At 63.9% G+C, this 24,274-nt stretch carries 17 protein-coding genes, 2 pseudogenes and 1 other annotated feature; of the genes and pseudogenes, 13 read left to right on the forward strand and 6 right to left on the reverse strand.

Annotation, left to right across the window (positions count from 1 at the left end):
* The first annotated feature begins 156 nt into the window (after positions 1-156).
* The 4 genes from ACQE2J_RS08580 to ACQE2J_RS08595 all read left to right on the forward strand — a co-directional run bounded on the left by ACQE2J_RS08580 (position 157) and on the right by ACQE2J_RS08595 (position 3,869).
* Complete coding sequence (locus tag ACQE2J_RS08580) at positions 157-912, forward strand: ABC transporter permease (RefSeq protein ID WP_096179181.1); 756 nt, start codon at positions 157-159, stop codon at positions 910-912.
* Positions 909-1,682, forward strand: a complete 774-nt coding sequence (locus ACQE2J_RS08585; protein WP_240689366.1) for an ABC transporter permease — start codon at positions 909-911, stop codon at positions 1,680-1,682. Before ACQE2J_RS08580 ends, ACQE2J_RS08585 begins: the two co-directional genes overlap by 4 nt.
* A 41-nt stretch (positions 1,683-1,723) precedes the next feature.
* Positions 1,724-2,098, forward strand: a complete 375-nt coding sequence (locus ACQE2J_RS08590; RefSeq protein WP_096179115.1) for a DUF456 domain-containing protein — start codon at positions 1,724-1,726, stop codon at positions 2,096-2,098.
* Between the two features lie 973 nt (positions 2,099-3,071).
* Entirely contained in the window at positions 3,072-3,869 is a 798-nt protein-coding gene (locus ACQE2J_RS08595; protein ID WP_165771701.1) for a helix-turn-helix transcriptional regulator, read from the forward strand.
* A 136-nt stretch (positions 3,870-4,005) separates the two neighbouring features.
* Here ACQE2J_RS08595 and ACQE2J_RS08600 read toward each other — a convergent pair whose 3' ends face one another.
* Positions 4,006-4,782, reverse strand: a complete 777-nt coding sequence (locus ACQE2J_RS08600) for a DNA-processing protein DprA (RefSeq protein ID WP_240518556.1) — start codon at positions 4,780-4,782, stop codon at positions 4,006-4,008.
* A 105-nt stretch (positions 4,783-4,887) separates the two neighbouring features.
* Between ACQE2J_RS08600 and ACQE2J_RS08605 the strand changes: the two genes are divergently transcribed.
* The 5 genes from ACQE2J_RS08605 to ACQE2J_RS08625 all read left to right on the forward strand — a co-directional run bounded on the left by ACQE2J_RS08605 (position 4,888) and on the right by ACQE2J_RS08625 (position 11,271).
* Entirely contained in the window at positions 4,888-5,070 is a 183-nt protein-coding gene (locus tag ACQE2J_RS08605) for a hypothetical protein (protein WP_426937542.1), read from the forward strand.
* Positions 5,071-5,408: 338 nt separating this feature from the next.
* On the forward strand, positions 5,409-6,485 hold the full coding sequence (locus ACQE2J_RS08610; protein ID WP_240518555.1) for a DNA-methyltransferase: 1,077 nt from the start codon (positions 5,409-5,411) through the stop codon (positions 6,483-6,485).
* A gap of 827 nt (positions 6,486-7,312) precedes the next feature.
* Positions 7,313-8,547, forward strand: a protein-coding gene (locus ACQE2J_RS08615) for an IS3 family transposase (protein ID WP_425120641.1) whose coding sequence is annotated in 2 segments (ribosomal slippage) — positions 7,313-7,598 and positions 7,598-8,547 — 1,236 coding nt in all. Because the reading frame shifts where the segments join, the coding sequence is not laid out codon by codon here.
* Positions 8,548-8,670: 123 nt separating this feature from the next.
* Positions 8,671-10,104 carry a hypothetical protein gene (locus ACQE2J_RS08620; protein WP_096179124.1) on the forward strand — a complete coding sequence of 478 codons (1,434 nt, stop codon included), beginning with the start codon at positions 8,671-8,673 and terminating at the stop codon, positions 10,102-10,104.
* Positions 10,105-10,257: 153 nt separating this feature from the next.
* Positions 10,258-11,271, forward strand: a complete 1,014-nt coding sequence (locus tag ACQE2J_RS08625) for a hypothetical protein (protein WP_096179126.1) — start codon at positions 10,258-10,260, stop codon at positions 11,269-11,271.
* Between the two features lie 105 nt (positions 11,272-11,376).
* Here the strand turns inward: ACQE2J_RS08625 and ACQE2J_RS08630 are convergent, their stop codons facing one another.
* A complete protein-coding gene (locus tag ACQE2J_RS08630; RefSeq protein ID WP_096179128.1) occupies positions 11,377-12,000 on the reverse strand; it encodes a TetR-like C-terminal domain-containing protein in 624 nt (207 codons plus the stop codon).
* A 305-nt stretch (positions 12,001-12,305) separates the two neighbouring features.
* Here ACQE2J_RS08630 and secA2 point away from each other — a divergent pair, with 305 nt between their 5' ends.
* Positions 12,306-14,588: an accessory Sec system translocase SecA2 gene (gene secA2 / locus ACQE2J_RS08635; RefSeq protein WP_114329662.1), complete on the forward strand. Its 2,283-nt coding sequence runs from the start codon at positions 12,306-12,308 to the stop codon at positions 14,586-14,588.
* A gap of 51 nt (positions 14,589-14,639) precedes the next feature.
* Here the strand turns inward: secA2 and ACQE2J_RS08640 are convergent.
* From ACQE2J_RS08640 to ACQE2J_RS08655, 4 genes and pseudogenes are all read right to left on the reverse strand, one after another.
* Positions 14,640-15,868, reverse strand: a protein-coding gene (locus ACQE2J_RS08640) for an IS3 family transposase (RefSeq protein ID WP_425120640.1) whose coding sequence is annotated in 2 segments (ribosomal slippage) — positions 14,640-15,589 and positions 15,589-15,868 — 1,230 coding nt in all. Because the reading frame shifts where the segments join, the coding sequence is not laid out codon by codon here.
* Positions 15,467-15,599, reverse strand: a sequence feature (AL1L pseudoknot). It overlaps the preceding gene by 133 nt.
* Positions 15,869-15,999: 131 nt before the next feature.
* A pseudogene (locus tag ACQE2J_RS08645) lies at positions 16,000-16,956 on the reverse strand (condensation domain-containing protein); the annotation flags it as partial.
* Positions 16,934-18,184, reverse strand: a complete 1,251-nt coding sequence (glyA, locus tag ACQE2J_RS08650) for a serine hydroxymethyltransferase (protein WP_426937453.1) — start codon at positions 18,182-18,184, stop codon at positions 16,934-16,936. The pseudogene ACQE2J_RS08645 and the gene glyA, both read right to left, overlap by 23 nt.
* A 280-nt stretch (positions 18,185-18,464) precedes the next feature.
* Positions 18,465-19,169, reverse strand: coding sequence for a hypothetical protein (locus tag ACQE2J_RS08655; RefSeq protein ID WP_073884832.1), 705 nt, complete (start codon positions 19,167-19,169; stop codon positions 18,465-18,467).
* A 171-nt stretch (positions 19,170-19,340) separates the two neighbouring features.
* Between ACQE2J_RS08655 and ACQE2J_RS08660 the strand changes: the two genes are divergently transcribed.
* The 3 genes and pseudogenes from ACQE2J_RS08660 (at position 19,341) to ACQE2J_RS08670 (ending at position 24,241) form a co-directional block, all read left to right on the forward strand.
* On the forward strand, positions 19,341-21,158 hold the full coding sequence (locus ACQE2J_RS08660; RefSeq protein ID WP_073884833.1) for an ABC transporter ATP-binding protein: 1,818 nt from the start codon (positions 19,341-19,343) through the stop codon (positions 21,156-21,158).
* Positions 21,159-21,202: 44 nt separating this feature from the next.
* A pseudogene (locus ACQE2J_RS08665) lies at positions 21,203-22,893 on the forward strand (ABC transporter ATP-binding protein).
* An 85-nt stretch (positions 22,894-22,978) separates the two neighbouring features.
* Positions 22,979-24,241, forward strand: coding sequence for an MFS transporter (locus ACQE2J_RS08670; RefSeq protein WP_073884835.1), 1,263 nt, complete (start codon positions 22,979-22,981; stop codon positions 24,239-24,241).
* Positions 24,242-24,274 lie beyond the last annotated feature (33 nt).

Raw genomic sequence — 24,274 nt, forward strand, 5'->3', positions numbered from 1 at the left:
GCGTCAGCGCACCCTGTTGCTCGGGGCTCCAGCGCTTTTCACCCTCGTGGCTGTGGGCACCGTGTGCGCCCGAGTATGGCTCCGGCGATCACACGTTGAACAGGGTCATGTCCGAGTAGCTTCGAGCCTGATTCGACCCTCGGAAAGGGGCAATCGATGAACGCGAAAGCCGTGACCAACGAATTCGCCAAGATGAGACATCGTCAAATCGGCCTCATCATCGCCCTGCTCGCGGTCAGCGCATCCGCGCTCACCGCATACACCAGCCTTGGCTCGGGCCTCCTCGACCGTCTCGACGATCCTGACGGTTTCGGCTGGAAGGTCATGTTCGGCGGCCTCGGCATGGGCGTCTCCCTCGTAGCACCAATTCTCCTCGCCGTGCTCGCAAGCAGACAGGTCGAGATCGAACACACCGGAAACGGCTGGCTGTCATCCTCAACCGCGGGACTCACGCCCGGTCAAATGTGCCGTGCTAAGTTCATCGCCCTCGGCGGATTGGTTATCCTGGCGACCATCGCATGGGGCGCTGCCCTGATCGGATTCGGCGCCGCGATCGGAATAGAGTCACCCATTCCCGGCGGACGATGGACGGCCTACATCGGCGCACTCATCGTAATCAATCTCGCCGTTCTGGCGTTCCATATCCTGCTCTCCGCGAAGATCGAGAATCAACTCGTCTGCGTCGGTGTCGGCATCGCTGGCATCCTCATCGCCATGTTCAGCCAGATCCTCCCTGACTGGATCTCACATCTCACCCCGTGGGGCTACTACGCACTGACCATTCAGTCCGCATACGTCGGAACGGAACCGGTGTACTTCGACCTTCCCTACTTCAGCGTCCTCGGCCTCGCCGTCGTCGGCGGTGGACTCTTCCTCGCCATTACCGGACGCTTCGACCGACAGGAGGCATGACCATGGGCTCAATCATCTCCGAGTTCCTCAAACTCAAGCGATCCATGAGCTGGTCGGTAGTCATCCTCCTACCTGTTCTCATGGTCTTCTTCGGATCCTTCAGCACATTCGTCGGCGAAGGAGAATTCACAGAAGGTTGGGACACCCTGTGGATCAGAACCGTGGGCTTCTACGGCATGGCAATCCTCTCGATCGGCATCGCTGTGCTCGCATCACTGGTCTGGAGAGTCGAGCACAAAAACAGCAACTGGAACGCGCTGATGAGCCGCTCAGTGACCACCTCGCAAATCGTGATCGGGAAGATCGCAGCGATCTCGGTACTCGCGACAGTCATGCAGATCATCTTCATCGCGACCGTCATCGTGCTCGGCAAATTCGTATTCGGCCTTCCCGGAATGCTCCCCACCGACTATTACATCACCGGAGCGCTTGTAATCGCCGCCCAGATCCCAGTCATCGCATTCCAATCGGCACTATCGACGTTCTTCCGCTCCTTCGCCGCCCCGGTCGCGATCGGTCTTCTCCTCACCGGAGCGAGCACCATGGCGCTACTGATGAAGATCCCCGGCATCATCGTGACTCCGTACGCACTCCTCACCCAGACCACCCAGGCGGGTAGCGCTGCAGTCATGTCCGGAAGTACGAGTTTCGACGTCTCCGCTCTCACTCCCGGCGTAATTGCGATCACTCTGGGACTCTCGGCCCTGCTCACCGCGGTGATCATCGCCGGAACATCGACAATCCTCAACCGCAGCGATACTCGCGCCTGACCCACCACAGTCCGACTAGCCCAACGCCGAAGGAGAGAACAATGTCCTCACCGAATCAGTCCCATCAGCCCTCCGACTTCTGGAACCAGCAGCAGTCCACGACGGCCTCCAACTACCCAGATCGGCCGATCGAATCCGCGGAAACCGACCACGCTCGAGCCCAGGCAGGCCAGGGGCTGGTGATCACGGCGTACATCCTCGCGGGGATCGGTCTGCTTCTCATGGTCCCGTTCCCACCCATCGGTGTGCTCCTCGCTCTCGCGGGCGCGTTCATCGGGCTTCGGGCGTACAGGCAGAACAAGGGCAATAGGCCTGCTCTCTTCGCCATGATCGTGGCAACGGCCGTCGGTGTGCTGAACATCGTGATGCTTGTGGCCTGGATCGGGGGCATCACCCAAGTGCTCCAGGAGATGTAGTCACGTCCGTGGCGACACCGATAGAGGGGCCGCAAACGACCCAGACGTTCTTGTCCATTCACTGACGGAGAGGAGGTGACGACATGTCGACAGCGTATGAGTCCCCCACGATCACGAGCATCGGAGACTTCGGCCAAGACACCGGCGCGTTTATCGGTCCAAACGTCGAGCAGATCTTTTGGTTCGAGGAGATCTGATGCCGATCGCCGGCCACGTAGCCGGTGAAACGCAGGCGCGGTGCTGCTGGCTTGTCATCTCGATAAGCGGGCAGCACGGCACTGCACCCAGCGCCGAACACGTTCAGGCATTGGTCTCAGGTGAGGAGCGACCTCACCGACGTATTTACGCAATTCACGAGGGGGAAGAATGTGCCGAGATGCCGAGCCGACGATGCCCAGCGTGTTGCCTAGGGCTCCTCGTGCGCTGACCGATGGAACTCGGGCACCTGAGAACTTGCCCCTGGGGATGTTTCCGGACTGCTGTGCCCGCCTTTCTACCGGCTCCGACCATCGTGGCACCCTCGATTTTGCCGGAGCGTCGAGAAGCACCTGTGGCACCCATAGATCTGGGCGTCCCTTGGCAGCTGACCGCTTGCCCCCTTGCGCAATTGGGCGCGGAATGGGTGAAGTAGCTCCCTCACCGCGTACGGTTCATATTGGACGTCGACCACGGCGAACCATGTGTTCAGGACTACGCGAAATCCTGCTCTGAGCGCATCATGACCCCCACGGCCGCTGACGCAGCACAACCACGGTGGGACGAAGACCGTCGTGCCGACGCTGGCCCGACTCCCAGGTGCTTGGTTGGCATGCCAGCTGCGCCGGCGATAAGTGTTATCGAGGGCAAAGTCCCGAATAGACGCCTGCCAGTCCTCACGAGTTTCAGGAGCAAACAGTCACAATGGCACTCCAACCCTGGTCGCTTTAACGATGCGCCTCTACTCGCAAGCGAGTGGACCATCTCCTCTCGGTCAATGGCAGATTCGAGTGAGTTCGAGAGGATCGTATTCACCATAGACGGGTGGGCGCAGATTGTGGGTGCGGAACGGCAGGTTCCCCTTACTTGTGGCAGCATTCTGACGATCCCCGCCGGTGCTAAGACGATGCTGAAGCCCTACGGTCTGCTGCGCACGATTACTCTTCTCGTGGATCCTGGCTACCTCGTCGAACAGTTGCGGTGGCTGCCCGTGGACCATCCATTGGTGCATCAGCTTCACCGAAACGTCCAGGACGCGTCGACGCTCGGCAGGCTTGATCTGCCCTCAACAGTCATGCATGCGCTGTCCCCGGCGCTGTTGCGCATCGTTCGGCTGTCGATCGTCGAATCACGACAATTCGCACTCTTAGCGTCAGCGTCGGAAATTTTCGACATCATCAGCAGGGCCAGCGGCAGCGCTACTATCACGGCAAGTGAGAACAGGCGGCTGCCGCGCAATGAGGTAGCCGCTGCAACGCGTATCCTGCGTTCGCATCCAGGTCGGGCCTGGACCGTGGATGACCTCGCCCGGGAAGTCCTAATATCACCGTCACAACTCACGCGGATCTTTCGTACTGATCTGGGGGTTTCACCGGCAACATATCTGCGGCAGGTGAGAGCCGATCGGATGGCCGAACTCTTAAGCACCATGACGATCGGAGTCAGCGAGGCGGCCCGGCAGGCAGGCTGGTCCAATCCGACAGTAGCGAGCCGCGCATTCAAGAAGCGATACGGAGTGAGCCCCAAGAGCTTTGCGGCGACGCACTTCGAAGGCAGACAACACAGGGTCGCGTAGCCGCAATCGGGCCCGGACGGTCCTTGGTCGTGACGAAAAGAGACCTCTCCTGCGGCACGACAGGCACTGGTCCCACGCCTTCGCGGAGCGCAGCTACTACGTCGTGAGGACACAGCTTCGCAACGGGAGGCGGAGCCTAGCGGCAGGGCCCGTTGTCACAAACTTCAATCGGACGGTGGAGCCCAGATGCCTGATCAGTGAGGTCGAGCTGACAATCCAGGCGTGCCCCACCGCTGAGCAAGAACCTGCGGGCATCACCGCTTCCCATGGTCAGCTGCTCGCCGTCTCCCTGAATGAACCAGTTACATCCAGTGCTCGTCGGGCTCGTGACTGGTCCGGGAACAGCGCCGATAGTCCGGTTGAGGGCTCGTGCTTCGCTGACTACACGGAGAGACGAAGCGTTCGCGCCGGCCTCCGGAACCAGGACGCCGTTGGCGAGCCCGGCGATGATGCGTCCGTGCTGCTGTGTCCGGTGCGGGGTGGGCTCGGTGCCTGGCGACAGGTCGCTGACTAACTGCCCGTTCTCAGCGACGTGGTGGAGCAGAGATGCGTTGCCGGCTGGATGGAGCCGGTCGAGTCCAGAAGGCATCACGGCGATGGCGACTCCGCCTGCGAGCAGGGTTGCACGGTGCGTTGCCGCGTCGATGCCGTACTGGCTGCCGGAGACGATGTGCACGCCTTGCTGAGCGAGGTCCCCGGCGATAGTGGTTGCGGTGTCTGCTCCGTAGGGTGTTGCAGCTCGTGCACCCACGATGCCCAGGCGTGCAGGCGCATCGTGCCCCAGGATGCCTGGCTTCCCGCGGACCCACGGTGCGAAAGGTGCACGGACACCCAGTTGCTCGAGCTCGGTTGGCCAACCGGGGCCGCCGTGGATGAGTATCCGCAGGCCGAGATGCTCGGCTTCGGCAACGATCTGGTCGCCGAGATCCTCCGGAGACGCTTGTGCGCGTGCCCGCCAGAGGTCCTCATACCCTGCTCCGAGTCCGGGAACGCCCCGGTGTGACGGGCGATGCTCAGAGTGCCCGCTGCTCCCTCGGTGCGGATCAGTGCCCCGGCGCCGGGTTCGAAGACAGCGGCGGCCATCGCCCGGCTCGCCCTGTTGGCGCGGGTGGGTTCGGTGACGCTGTCCATCGGCCTGCTCCTGTCTCGCGGGTTGATTCCGTCTATGGGTGAGCGGCGCAGTCAGGCCGAGCGCTCCTGAAGCTCGTTGACGGTCAGATTCGGGCTTCGGTGGCTCCCGGACTGGAGCTCGCATGAGGGCGTCGCATCGTGCCCGATTTTGAGTGGCCGGAACGTCGATTGCCGATCGTGTGGACCACCTCAGAGCCTGATGGAAAACCGGCTGTCCGCGAGAATAGAACAGGCGCTGTAGCCAACAGCGATCCTCAGAAAACGGTCAGGGAACACGTGTTCGAATTTTCGCGCTTGTTGGCAGCGGACTGAGGTTCCCGGGGGGATCGGTGCGACAACGCCGCACCTGGTGGCAGCCGATGGACGTCGAACGGCGACGGACACGGCAGAGACCAGGAGGCCGTTTCCGTGACAACCACGCTGCCCACCACCCCCGCCCGCCCCGAACCCGCGATCCAGCGGGACGGCATCACCGTCTTCCACGGCGATGCCATCGACCTACTCTCGCGGCTCGAACCCGCATCCGTCCACGCGCTGATCACTGACCCGCCCTACGGGCTCTCGTTCAACGGAAACCGGTGGGACGGCGCCGACGGGTTCCGCGAGTCCCTGACCGACGTCGATACGAGCAGCATGAGCGATGCAGACGTGTTCGAGGAGTGGTGCACGGCCTGGGGCCGCGGTGCACTGCATGCACTCAAACCGGGTGCACATGTTGCAGCATTCGGCGGCACGCGCACCTGGCATCGCATGGTGCACGGCCTCGAGCGTGCAGGTCTGGAGATCCGCGATCAGATCGCATGGCTGCACTCGGCGGGCATGCCCAAGAGCATGGACGTGTCCTACGCGCTCGATAAGCACCACGGCGTGCAGCGACCCGATCGGCAAGTGCAGCAGGGGCAGACCGAGGGCATCCTCGGCATCACGCGCTCGGTCGACGACCACGGCACCCCGGTCACTGAGGACGCTCAGAAGTGGGACGGATACGGCACGGCCTTGCGGCCGGCGTTCGAACCGATCGTGATCGCCCGCGCCCCGATGTCCTCGACCACGGTGAACAATCTCCTCGAGCACGGCACCGGCGGACTCGGCATCGACGCTGGCCGGTTCGGGGACGGGAAGTGGCCGACGAACGCGGCCCTGGATCCCGGGCAGGCCGACGCTCTCGATGTCCTGACCGGCACGTGGGACAGCGACGAGCCGACCTCTCGACGCTTCCCGATCTTCCGGTTCGAGACGAAACCCGGGCCCGCCGAGCGGCCGCGGGCGTTCGGCGTCTCGCATGCGACGGTCAAGCCTCTGGCACTCATGCGGTGGCTGGTATCTCTGCTCACCCCTCCCGGTGGGATCGTGCTCGAGCCGTTCGCCGGGTCGGGCACCACGATCGAGGCCGCCGCACTGGCCGGGTTCCAGGTCGTCGCGATCGAACGTGACGAGTCCTACCTGCCGCTGATCGAATCCCGCCTCGACCGCCTCCACGGGTGACCACCCACCCGGCCTGCTCCTGCCGGTAGCAGGCCGGAGAACCAGCCAGGGCCACTGCGGCGAACAGAAGGCGCAGTGGCCCCCGCGCTCGCCTGCAGATGGTGGTCGCGTCCGAGTGCCGGCGGTACTGCTGCCGGGGACTTGAAGATCAGCGAGGATGGAAGCGACCATCAACACCTCGTCGGGCCGTCATACCTGTCGGGAAGCCGGTGTGCCTTGGCCGACTCGCGGGCAGGATAAGCGGCGCGTGAGGAAGGTGGTCAGCGATGGTCGAACCCAACCGTGCGCGGAATCTGGGAGCGCGATGGCTCGGCCCAACGCCGGAAGAGCAGATGAAGGCTCCGGAGGAGGTCTTCCTCGCCGAAGTGCGGTGGTCACCGGACACAGATCCGGAGTGCTTCACCGACCCCGACCCGCTCGTGTTCATGCGCGAGGTCGCAACTATCGTGCATCACGAGCTGCAGGATTCCCCAGCCTATGAGGGGCCACGGGCTTCCTCGCCCAGCACGCCCCGCCGGAGCAGTGGGACTCGCAGATGACGGTAGTGACCTGGCTGCGCGACCGGGCCCGCACCACCGACTTCCCAGCGGTGACGATCAGGCCGGCCCGTCTGGCACGCATCGACCGGACCACAGCCGGGAGCCCACGCCCCGAGACCAGCCGGTGCTCGAGAAGCGTGCAGCTGAGCTGCCCGGCGACGAGGACTCCACCAACCGCTTCCACCGGAGGGAAGGCCGGCCGGGACCCGACGGCCCCGGGGATAACACAGCCCTGGGGTGTCATGATTTGAGTAGACAGCAGAACCCGATGAAAGGAAACTGCTGCACATGACTACCAACCAATCCCCGCGGCGGCCCCGCAGAGAGTTCACCTCGGAGTTCAAGGCCGACGCCGTCGCGATGGTCACCGACCTCGGGAAGTCCCGAGCCGAAGTCGCCCGCGACCTCGACATCAACGAGTCGACGCTGGGCCGGTGGGTCGCGAAGGCCACTGGCACTGAAGGAACCGGCTCCGGATCAGCTCGACGCGCTCCCGACGCCAACAGTGATGACCCGGCCGAGATGGCCAAGGAAATCGCTCGTTTGAAGCAGGAGAACGCGTTCTTGAAAAAAGCCGCGGCCTTCTTCGCGAAGGAACAGCCGTGAGCGCGAAGTACGAGCTGATCCACACCGAAGAAGGCGCCTTCCCCGTCACCTTGATGACCCAGATTCTGGGAATTGAGCGCACCGGCTACTATGCGTGGAAGAACCGGCAGGACACCGAACCGGACCCTGAGTCCAGGCGTGGTCGCCGCCAGATCGTCGCCGACCGGGTCTACGCCCTGTGGTTGGCGTCGAACAAGGTCTACGGCATTCGCCGGATCCACAAGGATCTCGCAGCCGAAGGGATCACCGTTTCGCTGGGGTTGGTCGCTGCGATCATGCGCGAGCTCGGGATCGCGGGTGTCCAACCCCGGGCAACGAAGCGAACCACGATCCCTGCCGCCGATGCCCAGGACAGGGCGGATCTGGTGCGGCGGGAGTTCAACCCGCCGGTACCCACGACGCATCTGGTCAGCGACATCACTTATCTGAAGACGGGTGAGGGGTGGTTGTTCCTGGCCACGGTCATCGATCTCACGACCCGGATGGTGGTGGGGTGGGCGACGGCGAAGCATATGCGCACGAGTCTGATCATCGATGCTCTTAAGGTCGCCTACCAGGGCGGATACGTTGCCGAGGGCGCAATAGCGCATTCGGATCGAGGCAGCCAGTACACCTCTGCGGAGTATGCGGAAGTCGCACGATTGATGCAGGTTCGCTTGTCAGTGGGCAGGACTGGGGTGTGTTGGGACAACGCGGTCGCGGAGGCGTTTTTCGCTTCGTTGAAGAATGAGATGTTCCATCGTCAGCGATTCGCTACTCGCGCAAGGGCACGGCTGGCGGTCGCGGAGTATATCGAGGTGTTCTACAACCGGAAGAGGCGTCACTCGGCGTTGGGCTATGAGATCCCTGCCCGGGCGATGGAGTCGTTCTTCGATCGCACCGAGACGGAATCATCGGCAGCCGACCGGGCTGCTTGAGGAAATAGTGTTCTCCTGTCGAAACAACTTGACACAGTCCACCCAGCCTGCTTCGCGCATGTGGGTGGAGGTGGCGGGCATACCTGTGAGCCCAGAGCGTCATGATGAGAGGGACGGTGCAGTGTGAACGAGAACGACAAGCCCAGCGCCACGGCGCGCCACCATCAGGTATCGGTGTCTTTCAATGTCGAGGCTCCGACACTGGCGGAAGCGCGGACGGTCGTGGACGAGCTCATGACCGGCCTCACCGAGGACGGTTCCGCCCGGCACGCGGCCTCGTCGGGGACACGGCCGGCGCTACGCGGGTGGGACTTCACCAACCCGATCCTCGTGGAGACGTTCGGACAGTTCGAGGGAACAGGCGTGCTCGACCTCATGGCTGACATGTTTGAGCCCGAACCAGCGATGGAAGACTTCCGATTGGCCGGCGGCGGCATCGATGAGGACGCGTTCGAAGACGTCCACGCCGACTGGCGTGAGCAATGCCTCGACCGTGCGATCGCCGCCGCCCAGCTCCCGCAACTACTGGGGCGTCTCGACAGCGCCGAGCACACCGTCGAGGCGATCACCGAGGTCCTGGAACACTATCGGAAGCCCGCCGAGCCGCTACGCGACGACTACGAGGATTGGTACGCCTTCCACGAGGCTCACCATGAGTGGCGAGATGAGTACCTCACGGTCAGCCAACGCCGCGACGAAGCCCTCACCCAAGCACTGCACACCAGCAGCGCTGGAGCAGTCCCGACCGAGGTGCCGTCCACCCCGCAACGCCCCGGTACCGGCGATGTGGAGAGAACTTCTGAATCCAGTGAGCCTCGGCCAGCCGTCGCTGGTTCGCAGGGTCCGGAGCGGGTGTCTGTCGGAGTGATCACCTGGACTGATCTCGACGACGAGGACCCGACGATCCTCGTCGACACCAATCCGGTACGCCTCGCCCGGAATCTCGCGACCACACTGTATGAGAACCTCGACGGCAACCCCGCCTTCGACGGGGCTGCCGCGTTCCTCGACACCCATCTCTCGCCGGAACAGTGGCACAGGCCCGAGGATGTCGATGCCTGGCTCGATGCCTTCGACCAGGTGACACCGCTGCCGGCGATCTCGATCCAAAGCGTCGGCGTCGGTGCTCCACCACCGGGAACCGCACCGGAGGAGACACCCCGCACGCCGGCCGGCCCCGTTACCGCAGTCGGCGTCGAGCGCACGGCTGCCTCGCCTGCCGAGGATGAGGAGCTGTTCACGTATCGGGTGTCGCTGGATGTCGAGGTCTCCGCCCGCACCCGCGGCGAGGCTGAGCAGATGGTCGATGACGCCCTGACCGGGAACGTAGAGCCTGGAACACCGGCCGTGGTCCAACGCGGACAGCGCGTGCGCCCCGACGGGGATGTGACAGGCCTCCTCGGCTGGCAGCACACCCGACAGGGACAAGGACGGTCCGCGGATTCGGACACGGTCGGGGCGATGCTCGAAGCCCGCGTCGACCGCCTCGGCGGCACCGAACCGCAGCGCTCCCGCCGCGACTCGGGCCCCGAGACTGCCTGGCGGCGAGGGCTCTAACACTGCCTGGTTCGGCACGGTTTGACGCATGTTCACGACGGTTTCGCGCATCTTCACCCCGAACCCTCGCCGTGCCAGTGCGGCGGCGGGTAAGCCAGAACGCAGACCTGCCCGTTCCTCTTCGGGCATCACCGATGAGAAGGACGGCCCACCATGACACCGACCCCCAACCAGGCGGATCCGCATGAGCTAGAGCAGCCGAGGGAACTTTCTTCCCCACTGCCGGCTGCGCTGCACCAGCCACGCGTGGTCGAAGCGCTCGCGGCGATGTTCCCGCCCGAGCCCGAAGACGTCGTCTACGGCAACGATGAGGCGTTCGAGGCTGCGCACCGGGAGTGGGTGGAGACGTGCACGACGCTTGCAACACAGGCCAGTCGTCTGCCGGAGCTGCTCGAGCGGATGAAGCAAGCCGAACAGGGCCGGGACGCGATCCTTGACGTCCTTGACAGGTATCAGCTGCCGGCAGAGCCCCGGCGCGAAGACTATGTGCCCAGTGCCGAGGACATCGCCGCCGGTGGCGAGTTCCTCGTGTGGGAGCCCTACGCTCAGGACCATGCCCGGTGGCGAGATCTGGTCGCCGAGGCGGTGACCGCCCGGGAGCAGGCTCTGGGGCAGGCGGCACGCGAGGCGGGGCCGCGCACGGCGAATCTGCCGCCGCAGTTCCACCGCGAGTGGGTGCCTCGCGACCTCATCGCCGTGACCACGTTGCAGGCGCTCCTGTCCGCCGACCCTCAGGTGGTCGGCCAGATTCTGACCGAGGACCATCGTGAGCATCTGATAGCCCTGCTCGAGGCTGCCGATGTCGAGGTGCGCATCCCGGATCCGGATGATCCGGAGGGCCCAGAGTTATACGAGGGACCGGCCTCACAGGCCCACAAATGGATCGATCCCGGCATCTACCCGGCGACCGGCCTCGACGGCGAAAGCCAATTCAGGGTCGTCGTCGGCCCCACCAGCAGCGGGCCTGAGGTGGACGCGTCGGCTGCGTTTCCTCCTGCTGAGCATGACAGCCGCATCCTCGATCAGATCGCCCACCTACTCGAACACGCATTTGACCGCCCGGACCCCGCGCAGCTACTGGCGAGCATCACCACCTTCCTGGCCAGTAGCGGTCGAGTAAGCCAAGACCTCGACTCGACCACAGAACCAGGGGGCCCGGGACGTTGATGTGCTAACGAATCGGAATTGCAAGATGGACGACGATGAGCGTCGCGGTCTGGGCGGGAATGGGAGAGGCCTGCTCTGCCCCTGTAGCACTCCAGGTCGCGTGTACTACCTTCCTTCAGCGGCGATTGATGAAACGCTCATCTGCGGACACGTAAGTATATGGACTGCGGTCGCAACCGTCTCTCGGGCAAAATGGTCGTCGACAGGTAGGCCTGTGGGTAGAAGCAGCCGGGAGAGAATGGCGCCGAACATTAAGTCGCAGATGTATTCTGCATCGACGTGAGGCGGATTCACCTCGCCCCGCGCTGCGGCGTTGTCGATAACCCTTCCGACATTCTGCCTACGTGGCAAGATCAGCCTTTCGAAGTAGATGGCGCAGACCTCAGGGATGGTGCGAATGTCTTCGAACATGCCCGGGAGATTCTTGCGGACCAGCGACGTGGTCATCATGGACACGTCGTCTCGCTGAAGTTTGAGGAGGTCGGCTTCTAACGATCCGGTGTCCACGGGGTTCGACTCGCCGAAACGGGTAAGAATGACCTCCAAGGCAAGTACGGAAACCCTTGAGTATCGTCGGTAAAAGGCTTGCCGGGTAGTTCCCACTTCTTTGACGAGGCCATCGACGGTCAGGCTGCCGAACCCGTCAGCTTCCATGCGCCGTTCAGCCGCTTGGCGGAGGGCTTGGCTGATGGCTGGGTTCCTGGGGCGTCCCTCTTGCTTGGTGATCATGTTACGGTACACTACCAGCCTCCTCCGTGGCAGGATGACGGCATGTACCAAGGCGCGAGTTTGGTTATAGACTGTGTTGATATGTGTACAGTCAATCGGCAACCGGGCATGGACCCGGATGCGCGCTTGCAATCCTTGCCGCAGCCACGCACGAACCCTTCCTGCGTGACGCCTGGAGTAGCCTCGCCAGTGGCCACGCCGGAGGCCCAAGCGATCGTGATTGCACAAGTTAAGACGAGTGATGCACGGTGACTGAGCCGCGGCTGTCTGATCGGAGGTCCCCCTGGGCGACAGTTCGAGGGTGGGTGCGGTCGTGGAAGCAGGAACCGGGGTCCGAGAACCTGCTGCGACTCAAACGCTCCGCCGAGAGCTGCTATGCCAGGATGATTGAGTTGGAGACGGCAACGTCCGCGGAGCTCCAAAATGTCGTAGATGAGGTTCTGCGAAATCCGCCGAGTCCCGAGGAGTCCACGGGCTTCTTTGCGGTCGCCGGTGAGCTTGCTCGCCGACGTCTCGGATTGCGTCCGTTTAACGTGCAACTCCTCGCTGCCATGAACATGTTTCGCGGACGCGTGGTCGATATGGCAACAGGTGAAGGAAAGACTCTGGTCGGCCTTCTTGTAGCCGCGGCGTACGCAACCATGGGCCGACGGGTCCACGTACTCTCAGCCAACGACTACCTTGCAGAAAGAGACGCTGAATTCGGGTCTGCCTTCTTTGAGTCCTTGGGACTGTCGGTGAGTGCGGTAACCCAGTCGATGCCCCGCCGTTCCCGCCGAGACTCATTCAAAGCCGAAGTCGTCTACACAACCGTGCATCAGGTGGGATTCGATCTCCTCCGGGATCGCCAACGCACACAGAACCCCGACACCATCGTTGACGCCATGGATGTCGCGATCGTCGACGAGATCGACGCCGTCCTGATCGATGACGCAATGGTTCCTCTCGTCATCGCCGGTGAAGCAGACAGTCAGCCGCCAGACGCTGAGCTCGTCGACGCGGTTCGAGCTTTGCGGCCCAATGTCGACTATGTAGTTGATGCCGACGGACTCGCCGCGTCGTTCACGGAAGAGGGAGTAGAGTCGCTGGAGGCAGCCCTCGGAGGACTGAACCTCTATGACGACGACTCCAACGACCTGCTCACGGCAGCACACCTCGCCCTCCACGCTCACGCATTGGTCCACCGCGACATCGACTACGTCGTGTCAAACGACCGTATAGAACTCATCAACACCACACGGGGACGCGTCGCAGACCGCCAGAGATGGCCCGATGGCCTCCAGGCCGCCGTAGAGCAGAAAGAACGTCTGCCAGTGTCCCAGCAGGCACGAGTACTCGACCAGATGCTCGTCGAGGCCGTTGTCCGCGAGTACACCGCCCTGACCGGCATGAGCGGCACCGCGGCCGAAGCCGCCGAACGCATCCAAGAGGACCTCGAACTCCGCACCGGAGTCATACCGCGGAACCGTCCACTTCGCCGCACGGACCTGCCCGACCGCCTCTTCCTCACAAGAGCCCAACGAAACGAGGCAGCGGCACTCCACGTCGCAGAGGCTCGATCACGGTCCCGACCTGTGCTCGTCGGAACGGGAAGCGTCCGAGAGTCTGAAGAGTTCGCCTCCGTCCTCGCCGACCACGGAATCTCGGCGGCCGTCCTCAACGCCAAGAACGACGCGGAGGAAGCAGAAATCATCGCACGGTCCGGTACCGCCGGTACTGTCACCGTGTCGACGCAGATGGCCGGCCGAGGAGTCGACATCATGCTCGATGAGGAGGCGTCTCGTGCGGGCGGTCTGCTAGTGCTCGGCCTCGCACGATACGACAGCACGCGACTGGATCATCAACTGCGAGGACGCGCCGGCCGTCAGAGCGATCCAGGAGAATCCGTCTTCTACACCAGCCTCGAGGACCCCGTTGTCACGGAGAACCTGGAGATTGGTGTCACCCCCGATAGTGTGTCCGGAATTGGACTCATTGAAGACGCCTGGTTCCAGGAAGTCTACGAACACGCCCAACGGGTGGCCGAAGGCAAAGCGCTACAGCTCCACCGCACGACCCGGTCCTACCACACCGTGACCGACAGACACAGAGTCCTGACCCTCCGCCTTCGCGAGCAGATCCTCTCCGATTCCCCAGGGTCTCTCGACGGTCTCCTTGACAGCATTTTTCCCGATGCGTCAGCTGCGAGGCAGCGATGGAAGCAACCCGAGAAGCGAGAGCTTGTTCGCCAAGTCGTGCTCTTCCATATCGATCAGGGCTGGGCCGATCACCTTGAACACCTAGCTGGCGTTCGAGAAGGAATACACTTGCGAGTTCTGGGTAGGCAGAATCCACTCGACGAGTTCCTCATCATCGCAAACGAGTCGTTAGCGCATCTTGAGTCTGACTACCTTGCCCGTTGTGCGGAGACTCTGTGCAGGGCTCATGACGAGGCACGTGCCATTGAGGATCTTGGCCTTCGCAGGCCGTCTTCCACGTGGACGTATATGGTCACGGACAACCCTTTCGGTTCGGAAGCTGATCGAGTCGTGGAATTCATCGGCCGCCTCGTCCGAGGTAAACGGCCACGGGCCGTACGCTACGTGTGAACAACACTGTCAAGTCCCGGTTTTTGTGGAGGATGAACGGTCGTTCAGTGATCAGGCAGCATCGGCAAGCACTTCGTTGTCCTCGAAGTACTCGGCTTCAACCTCGGCCGGAGTACGGTACCCCAGCATCGAATGCAGGCGCTCCGTGTTGAACCAGTGCACCCACTGGGCGGTCGCGACTTCAACATCGTCGAGTCCCGCGAACGGCCCCTCGAGGAAGACGAGCTCAGCCTTGTACAAGGAGTTCAGCGCCTCAGCCATCGCATTATCGTAAGAATCGCCCTTGGACCCGACCGACGCTACCGCGCCAGCCTCCTCAAGAGCCTTCGCGTAGCGCACCGCACGATATTGAACCCCGCGGTCCGAATGGTGGGTGAGTCCTTCAACACCTTGACCAGCCCGTTGACGTGCGAATATACCCATGTTCAGAGCGTCAAGAGCCAGGTCGGTGAACATCCTCGACGATGCCTTCCACCCCACGATCATCCGGGAGAACACATCGAGGACGAATGCGACGTAAACGAACCCTGAATCCGTGGGCACGTAGGTGAGATCGGCGACCCACAACCGGTTCGGCGCAACTGCAGTGAAGTTTCGTTTCACGAGGTCAGCCGGTCTCTTCGTTTCTGGTGCGGGCCGTGTCGTGCACGGGTACTTTCCGCGGACGAGACCGCGGAGACCGAGTTCCTGGCACAGTCTCTCGACGGTGCATCGGGCCACTGGGTCGAAGGTGCGGTTCAGCTCGGCGTGGATCTTACGAATTCCGTACACGCGTTTCCTCGGATGGGCGTGAATGGTCATGATTCTCTCTTTCAGGACAGCATCGCGGGCAGCGCGAGCGCTGATGGGGCGCTGTTTGAACGCATAGTACGACGATGGGGCGATCGGCAGTCCCAGATCGTGTTTGAGGACCTGGATGATCGGTTCGAGTCCCCACCGTTGCCGGTGCTCATCGCAGAACGCGACGATCACTTCTGTAGGCGGTCGAACTCCGCTTTGCCGAAAAACGCTGTTGCGGCTTTGAGAATTTCGTTGGAGCGGCGCAGCTCACGGTTCTCCTTCTCCAGCCGGCGGATCCGGCCTTCAGCATCTTCGCGCTCTGGCGGAATGTCGGCGGCTTCGGCCTTGCGGACCCAGGTACGCAGGGCTTCCTTTCCGACGCCAGTCTGTTCAGCGATGCGCGCGATGGCCCCGTTGCGGGTGTCGGCGTCGCGGCGGGCGTCGAGGGCAAGGCGGGTGGCCCGGTCGCGGAGCTCGTCGGGATATTTGGAGGTCGCCATGGTTGTTGTTTGGTCCTTTCGGGATTCGTGGCTTGGTCTCCATTAAACCCGGGACGAATCATCGGCGTCCGCCCGGGTGTCTGCCTCAGACGCGGCAGGTCAGGAGCACCAGGCAGTGTGGGCAACCGTGCCTGCCACCAGTCGCGAGCCTCGGCATACTCCCGCGTGTGAGTCTCGGACTGTTCCGCCTGACGGCGGTCGGCAAGATACTGAGGGAAGCTGTACGTCAGGCTCGGCAGTACGGAGTCCGGGTCGTGATAGTAGGTAGCGAGATCGGCCATGAGGACCCTGAAGCTGGCTGCATCGGCGGCAATCATGTCGAGATTGACGTGCAATCGCGTTCTGCTCTCACTCACCAGCGACACCGCGACATCGAATACTTGTCCGGACGCGATATCGAGTTGTCGATGTGAGGCCTCGTGACGAACACGTTCCAACGCGGCAGCCTGCTCCGCGTCATCGAGGTCACGCAGATCATGAATGGTGAGGCCCGGCCACGCCGGCTGCGGGAGAATACGCTGCCGCCCGTCGTCGCCGATCGCGACTCGGAGCATCCCATGGCGTTCTAAGAGCAGCCGCACGGCTCTGTCGAGTCGGTCCGTATCGATGCAGGGGCCATCGAACTCGTTGTACAGATGCGTTGCCACACCTCCGAACTCCATGTCCGCGTCTCGTCCGGCCCAATATGCATGCTGCATGAGCGCCAGGTCGAACGGCTCGCCAGGACTCACCGGTGGTGCCGGGTCCACAGCCTCGGGCTCGGCGCGCGGGGCATCGAGCAACTGCCGCCAGGCGCCGAAAGTCGGGCGCTCCGCGAGCTGCTCAAAGGTGGCCGATACTCCCAGTCGGCGTGCCTGGTTGATGACGGACATCATCCCGAGCGAGTCGAGGCCGAGCTTCAACGGCTCGGCATCGTCGCTGAGAGCTCTGACATCGCAGCCGAGCCGCGCGGCAATCAAGTCCGCGATGATGTCCGACGGACGCGCGTCGGCCTCAGACGATGACCCTAACGGGACAGCTCGATCAACGTTGGACGACATGGATCTCCTTGAAGTGTATGGGTGCTCAGGGCAGGCTGGTTGTGGCATAGAGCGGATACCGGTTGGCCAGTGCGGAGACGCGGCTCGCGAGGCTGGGACCGTTCTCCGCTCGGGTTAGGGCGTCGGCCAGGATCTCGGCGACCTCGGCGAAGGCGGAGTCGTCGAAACCGCGAGTCGCAAGGGCCGAAGTGGCCAGCCGAAGCCCAGAAGGTCGACGGGATGTGCGCGTCTCGTTCGGAACCGTATTGCGATTGACTGTCACGCCAATACTCTCCAGATACTGTTCTGCGTCTGCACCGTCGGTGAACTGGCCTTGTTCTATTGCTTCGGACAAATCAAGCAACACGAGATGACAGTCAGTGCCACCGGTCACCACCTGGATCCCCGATGATCTGATGTCGGGCTGACAGAGCCGCTCGGCGATGATCTTCGCGCCTTGAAGTGTTCGCCGTTGGCGCTCGACAAACCCAGGTCGGCCGGCGAGATGGAAGGTGGCAGCCTTGGCGGCGATGCTCTGATTGAGCGCTCCGCCTTGGTGCCCGGGGAAAACAGCCGCGTCGATTCGGTCGGCCAGTGAGCCCCGGCAGAGGACCAGCCCACCGCGCGCACCTCCGAGAGTCTTGTGGGTCGTGCTGGTGACGACATCGGCATACGGCACCGGCGAGGGGTACACACCGAGGCCAGCAAGGTGTGCCATATCCGCGACGAGAAAGGCGCCGACCTCGTCGGCGGTATGTCGGAACCCGGCCCAGTCAACCGTCCTCGGATAGGCTGTCCACCCTGCAACGATGACTCGCGGTCGATGCTGGCGCGCGAGACGGGCCACGGTCTCCAAGTTCACCAGCCCGGTATCGGAATCCAGGTGATATCGGACAGCTTTGTAGAAGGTTCCTGAAGCATTCATTGTCGTGCCGTGTGAGAGGTGCCCGCCGTGGGAAAGGGCCAAACCCATCACCGTGTCACCAGGTTTCATCAGGGCGCCGAACGCAGCGGCGTTCGCCTGAGCTCCAGAGTGCGGCTGCACATTTGCGTGGTCGGCCGAGAACAGCTTCCGAGCCCGATCAATCGCGAGACGTTCAATCTCATCGATATGGGCACATCCGCCATAGTAGCGACGGCCCGGATATCCCTCGGAATACTTGTTTGTCAGTATCGAACCCTGCGCCTGAAGCACGGAGACTGGCGCGAAGTTTTCCGATGCGATCATCTCCAACGTCTGCCGCTGACGTGACATTTCCTCCGACACGAGGGTGTGCAGCTGGGGGTCTGCGTCCATCAGTGACTCGTCGAGATCGTTGTGCGCTGGCGGCGACGCTCTGCGAGTTGACCGAAGGGACTCATCGGAGTCCGGCGGCCAGGCGTCAGTGCTGTCTGTCGCGGACAAGGCAATCACCTCCGATGGGCTCGGCAAGCGCGGGTGACCGGAGATCCGCCTGGGGAGGGTGTCCGCGCCGGGTAGGACCGACAATCCGATGCCAGGTGTGCAGTGCACAAATTATCGATCGGTGCTAGTGTACCCGATGCCTTTAGGTGAGGCTACCCTAATGAGATGTTGCCTATGGTTTCATCGGCTGTCTCGTCGCAATGCGGGCTGCGACGCCGTCGAGTGCACGCTCGACTGCGTAGTTGTAGAGCCTATCGAGGTCAAAGGCATGGGCGAGCGTGTCCGCGAACATTGCCGCCCCTGGATGCTGACTGTCCTCGGACAACATGCCGAGGCTTGCGAGGATCGCGTCCTGAAGCTTGGGGTCGACATCTCGCTCGTCTTCGGAGGCGATCAGGTGCACGGCGGTATTCAATAGCATGATGTGTGCGGCGGGTGCTTCGTCGCCCAAGCCGGCCTCAGCGAGCTTGCTGACCCCGGTATCGATCATCAGCACCGCCGCAGGGACGGTCGTGGCGGCCATGCCGAGCCAGCGGGCGACGCCGGGGTGCGCAGACAGTGTGTCGTGCAGCGAGGTGAGGAGCTGCTGATACCACGGTCGCCACGAGAGTTCTGGTGACGGTAAGTCGACTGAGCACATGACGGCGTCGACGATGACGCGGTCGACCTCGTGGCGTGGGCCGACGCGGTGCGCAATCGCCGTCGGCCAGCAGCCGACCTCTTTCGCGAGGTCCCGAGTGGACCACCCGGCTAGGCCGCGGGCGGCTGTGAGGCGGACTCCGGCTTCGATGATCTGCTCTGTAGTCAAGGGGGCTTCGTCCGCGGCGGTGCGCGGTCCGCGCTGGCGTTTGCTCTTCTTTGCCTTCGGCTTTGTCATGCTCGGCTCCCATCCGCGGAGTGTCGTGCCACCACGATACCCGGCGTAGTTGTCCGTTGAACAAACGCGCCGGGTAAGGGTACACTCACTTCAAAGATTTGTGCACTGCACAGGGCCCGCGATCGGGGACCGTGCAGACCGTCGATGAGTGGATGCTTGAAAGGATGGCTCATGCCCGATGATGCGACCGCTACTCAGGCTGTGTTGCCCGACGCTCAATCCGAGTCGGCGCCGGATACGCTTGAGCCCGAGACGAGAGCCGCTGGTAGTGACAAGAGCCTCGGCTCGCTGCTCGCTCCGGTGCGTGGGCGGCTGATCCTGGCGGGGGCGTTCCAAGCGCTTGGCGCGCTGACGTCCTTGGTGCCGTATGTCGCGATCTATCGGATCGTCGAGGAACTGTTGCAGCCGGCAGGCGCGAGCGGGAACGTGGTGTGGGCGTGGGCGGTCATCGCCGTGATCGGCGTGTTGGTGCGCACTGCCGCGACAGGGGCGGCATACACCATCACTCACGGAGCGGACGGAACGGTGGGCCAGGCGCTTCGGCAACGATTGACCGATCGGCTGTGGCGGGTGCCGCTGGGCTGGTTCGGAGAACGCTCCTCGGGTCAGGTGAAGCGCCGCCTGCAAGATGACGTGCACGACGTGCATCATCTGGTGGCACACGCGATCAACGACCTGGTGGGAGCCATAGTGGCCCCGCTCGCGGGATTCGTACTGCTGTTCGTCGTCAACTGGCGATTGGGCCTGGTGTGCCTGGTGCCGGTGCTGCTGTACTTCGTCGGACTGAGCGTGATGATGCGCGGAAACACGGAGAACGCGGCACGCTGGGACGAGGCATTGGGCCGGGTGAACTCCCGGATCGTGGAGTTCGTGCAGGGCATCGCGGTCGTGAAGACATTCGGCCGGACGCGCAGCACTCAGGAGCGCTACCACGCAGTCGGTGACGAGCTGGCCGTGTTCTTCGAACGCTGGATGGGACCACTGCTACGCGTCAACGCGCTGGCGAGTGCGGTACTGGCACCGCCGACGGTGATCGCCCTGGTGCTCGCGACAGGGGCCTGGTTCGTCCATTCAGGGTGGGGGGCGCCGGCCGAGGTGCTGCTGGCGTTGATGATCGGGGTCGGACTGGGTGCACCGGTGCTGAACATGGGGATCGGGGCGCAGGCAATGCGCACCGCCACCGCGGCAGCGGCGCGGCTGGGCGACCTGCTCCGCACCCCGGTACTACCGCAGGTCGCGCATCCACGCACCCCGGAGGGTGCCGTGGTGGAGTACGACGGCGTGCGATTCTCCTACGATGGGCAGACCGACGTGCTCTCGGACATCGACCTCGTACTGCGACCCGGCACCGTCACAGCACTGGTGGGCCCATCGGGCTCCGGCAAGTCCACGCTGGCGCGGCTGCTGCCCCGGTTCTGGGACGTCACCGACGGTGCGATCCGGATCGGCGGAGTCGACCTGCGGCACGCGGCTCCCGAAGAGATCTACCGGCGAGTCGCATTCGTGTTCCAGGACAACGTTCTGCTGCGCATGAGCGTGCGCGACAACCTGCGCCTAGCGGCCCCGGACGCTGACGACGCGACCGTGGAGGCGGCAGCGCGAGCGGCGCAGATCCACGACGTGATCATGTCCATGCCGCATGGCTACGACACGATCGTGCACGAGCAGGTGACTCCGTCCGGCGGTGAGACCCAGCGGCTGTGCATCGCACGGGCCATGCTCGCTGACGCTCCCATCGTGGTGCTAGACGAAGCCACCGCCTTCGCAGATCCCGAATCAGAAGCAGCCGTCCAGGACGCCCTGTCAACGCTGATCGCAGGCCGTGCGGTCCTCGTCATCGCGCACCGGCTGCGCACGATCACCGACGCGGACCAGATCGTGGTTCTCGAGGGCGGCCGGGTCGTCGAGACCGGCCGCCATGACGAACTGCTGGACCATGGCCGACTCTACGCCGCTCTGTGGAACGCCCAGGAAGGAACGACCGCATGATCCGCAAGCTGCTGCCGATCCTCGCATCGGACGACCGGGCGAAGATGCGCGCCTTCCTCACCGTCTGCGTCGCCTACGGGATCCTCCAGGGCGTCGCGCTGCTGCTGGCGATCCCCGCACTACGCCACCTGCTCGCAGGTGAAGCTTCTGCGAGCTGGCCGTGGATCCTCTCGGTGATCGGTGCCGCTGTCATCGCGGGCATCGCATTCTCGATCCAGAGCGTGCTGGGATCCCGGATCGGGCTCGCCCTGATGCGCGGCCTGCACCGCAGCATCATCGACCACCTCGGCGTGCTGCCGGTGGGCTGGTTCTCCTCCGATCGCACCGGAAGACTCTCGCAATCAGTCTCCCAGGGCACGACCGCCGTGTGGACGGCCGCCTCGACCCTGATCCAGCCGCTGGTGACCGCCGTCGTTACGCCCATGACCATCGCGCTAGGGCTGCTGTTCATCGACTGGCCGGTGGCGCTGACGATGCTGATCGCCGCCCCACTCCTGTATCTGGTGTACCGGTGGGCGGCCGCGCTCGCTGAGCGCTCGGCCGATCAGATCGACCAGGCGGCGGTTGAGGCGGCCAGCCGCGTCGTGGAGTTCACTCGCGCCCAGCCGGTGATGAGGGCATTCCGGGCCGATCAGGCCGGCAACGGCATGCTGGCGAGAGCACACCGCGCCCAACAGGAAGCCTCCCGCCGCTCGCTGCGCACCAGCCTGCCCGGCCTGATCGGCTTCGCGACCGCCGTGCAGCTGATGTTCGCCGCCGTCATCGTCATCGCCGTGTGGCAGTCCCTCACCGGCGCGGCGAGCGCGGCGACCGCCGCCGTGGTGCTGTTCGCCGCCGCACGCTTCACCGGTCCACTCATCGACGCCGCCGACCTCGGCTCCGCGCTCCGGCTCGCCGGTCACGACCTGGATCGCATCGACAATGTCCTCGACGAACCCGCGCAACCCGAGGGCACAGACAGCATCGAACAGGCCGGAGAACTCGCCTTCGACCACGTCGACTTCACATATCCCGGGGGTCGACAAGTGCTGCACGAGGTGACTTTCTCGGCGCACCCGGGAACCACTACCGCTCTGGTAGGGCCGTCAGGATCGGGCAAGAGCACGATCCTGCAGCTGGCCGCCAGGTTCTTCGACCCGACGCAGGCACTGTGCGCATTGGCGGTGTCGATGCCAGGCTGCTGCCGGTACAGACCGTGATGGAGCAGCTCTCGGTGGTCCAACAGAACGTCTACCTGCTCGATGACACGATCGAGGCCAACATCCGTTTCGGCAACCCGGAGGCCACTGACGACGAACTGCGCGAGGCGATCCGTCTGTCCCGCGTCGACGAGATCATCGACCGGATGCCCCACGGCCTCGACACGCAGGTCGGCGAGGCCGGAGTCGCGCTCTCTGGCGGAGAGCGTCAGCGCGTCTCCATCGCGCGAGCCTTCCTCAAGGACTCGCCCATCGTGCTTCTCGACGAGATCACCGCATCGCTCGATCCGGAGAACGCGATCGCCGTCCACGCCGGCCTGGCCGCACTGTCTGAAGGCCGAACCATGCTGATCGTCAGCCACGACCTGACGACGATCGCCGGAGCCGACCAGATCCTCGTCCTCGATGACGGCGCGATCGTGGAGCACGGCACCCACACCGACCTCGTCGCCGGCACAGGTCTGTACGCCGACTTCTGGGCCGAACGCGAACGGGCCCAAGGCTGGCGCGTCACCCACCCCACCGACGCCTCATGAAACGACACGCGAGAACAGCGCGGTGTGCGCACACATGCTACGCCGTCATCGTGACCGACCCGGATGCACTGAAGGACCCCCGAGGATGACGACAAGCAACCCCGCGCAGATCAAGCTGGTGCTAACGGCGGTGTTCCTGGCCTACCTGGCGCAGATGACGCTGAACCCCATCATTGCCCCGCTCTCACGCGAGGTCGGCCTGGCCGAATGGCAGGTCGGGGTGACCATCAGCACAGCAGCGATCATGGTGGTGCTCACGGCTCAGATATGGGGGCGCCGGTCGCAGTCGCTGGGACGCAAACGCGTTCTCCTCGCGGCGCTGGCCCTCGGTGCGATCGCGACGGCAGCCTTCGCGCTGATCTCCCAGGTCGGCATGATCGGCGCTCTCAGCGGCACCGTTCTGTTCGCGCTGTTCGTCGTGCTGCGCGGTATCGGGTTCGGCACCGCCATTGCTGCTATCCAACCAACCGCGCAGGCCTACATCGCTGATGTCACCACCGATGAGACCACCCGGATCAAGGGCATGGCCGGTGTGGGCGCGGTCCAGGGCGTGGCTCAGATCGCCGGTTCCGTTGTCGGTGGCCTGCTCGCCGCTTTCGGGCTGATGGCCCCGATCCTCTCCGTCCCGGTGCTCCTCGCCCTCGGCCTCGTGCTGGTCGCCCTTCGGCTGCGCCCCGAGGCGCGCACCACACTGATCGAGAAGCCTACGAGCGTCCGGCCGACAGACTCGCGGGTGTGGCCGTTCCTGCTCGCCGGGTTCGGCATGTTCACCGCCCTGGGGTTCATCCAGATCGTCACGGGCTTCATAGTCCAAGACCGACTTCACCTGGACGCGAAGACAGCCGGAGTGCTCACCGGCGCGGCCCTCCTGGCCGCAGGTATCGGCATGATCCTCGCCCAGACAGTCGTTGTTCCTAGTACGGGATGGGGCCCGGCCACCCTGCTGCGTGTGGGCGGCGTGGTTGCGCTGCTCGGATTCCTCGTGCTGATCCCCGATGCCGGGCCGGTCGCCCTCTTCGGATCGATCGCCCTCATCGGCCTGGGCTTGGGTACCGCCATGCCCGGCTACACCGCCGGACCAACACTGTTGGTCTCCCGCGAGGAACAAGGAGGCCTGGCCGGGCTCATCGCCGCCAACATGGGTCTCACCTTCGTCGTCGCACCCACCGCCGGTACCGTCCTGTACGGCGTCTGGACCTCTCTGCCGATCATCGTCGGCGCGGCCATCATGGCCATCGTCTCCGTGTTCGTTCTCCTTCACCCCCGATTCCGACGCATCCCGACTCCGCCCGAAGGCGATGCGACGAATTCGGACGTGCCAACGCAGGACGCCGGCCATGAACGTTGAGGCAAACGTCGTGGCAGGCATCACCGGGAGCCT

The organism is Brevibacterium sp. LE-L, assembly GCF_050214925.1.
Classification (GTDB): Bacteria; Actinomycetota; Actinomycetes; order Actinomycetales; family Brevibacteriaceae; genus Brevibacterium.

What these genes read in the sequence shown, in the direction of transcription:
- ACQE2J_RS08590 (WP_096179115.1), top strand. Translation starts at nt 1,724, where the DNA reads ATGTCCTCACCGAATCAGTCCCATCAGCCCTCCGACTTCTGGAACCAG.
- ACQE2J_RS08625 (WP_096179126.1), top strand. Translation starts at nt 10,258, where the DNA reads ATGACACCGACCCCCAACCAGGCGGATCCGCATGAGCTAGAGCAGCCG.
- ACQE2J_RS08580 (WP_096179181.1), top strand. Translation starts at nt 157, where the DNA reads ATGAACGCGAAAGCCGTGACCAACGAATTCGCCAAGATGAGACATCGT.
- ACQE2J_RS08630 (WP_096179128.1), bottom strand. Translation starts at nt 12,000, where the DNA reads ATGATCACCAAGCAAGAGGGACGCCCCAGGAACCCAGCCATCAGCCAA.
- ACQE2J_RS08655 (WP_073884832.1), bottom strand. Translation starts at nt 19,169, where the DNA reads ATGACAAAGCCGAAGGCAAAGAAGAGCAAACGCCAGCGCGGACCGCGC.
- ACQE2J_RS08595 (WP_165771701.1), top strand. Translation starts at nt 3,072, where the DNA reads ATGGCAGATTCGAGTGAGTTCGAGAGGATCGTATTCACCATAGACGGG.
- ACQE2J_RS08660 (WP_073884833.1), top strand. Translation starts at nt 19,341, where the DNA reads ATGCCCGATGATGCGACCGCTACTCAGGCTGTGTTGCCCGACGCTCAA.
- ACQE2J_RS08670 (WP_073884835.1), top strand. Translation starts at nt 22,979, where the DNA reads ATGACGACAAGCAACCCCGCGCAGATCAAGCTGGTGCTAACGGCGGTG.
- glyA (WP_426937453.1), bottom strand. Translation starts at nt 18,184, where the DNA reads ATGGACGCAGACCCCCAGCTGCACACCCTCGTGTCGGAGGAAATGTCA.
- ACQE2J_RS08585 (WP_240689366.1), top strand. Translation starts at nt 909, where the DNA reads ATGACCATGGGCTCAATCATCTCCGAGTTCCTCAAACTCAAGCGATCC.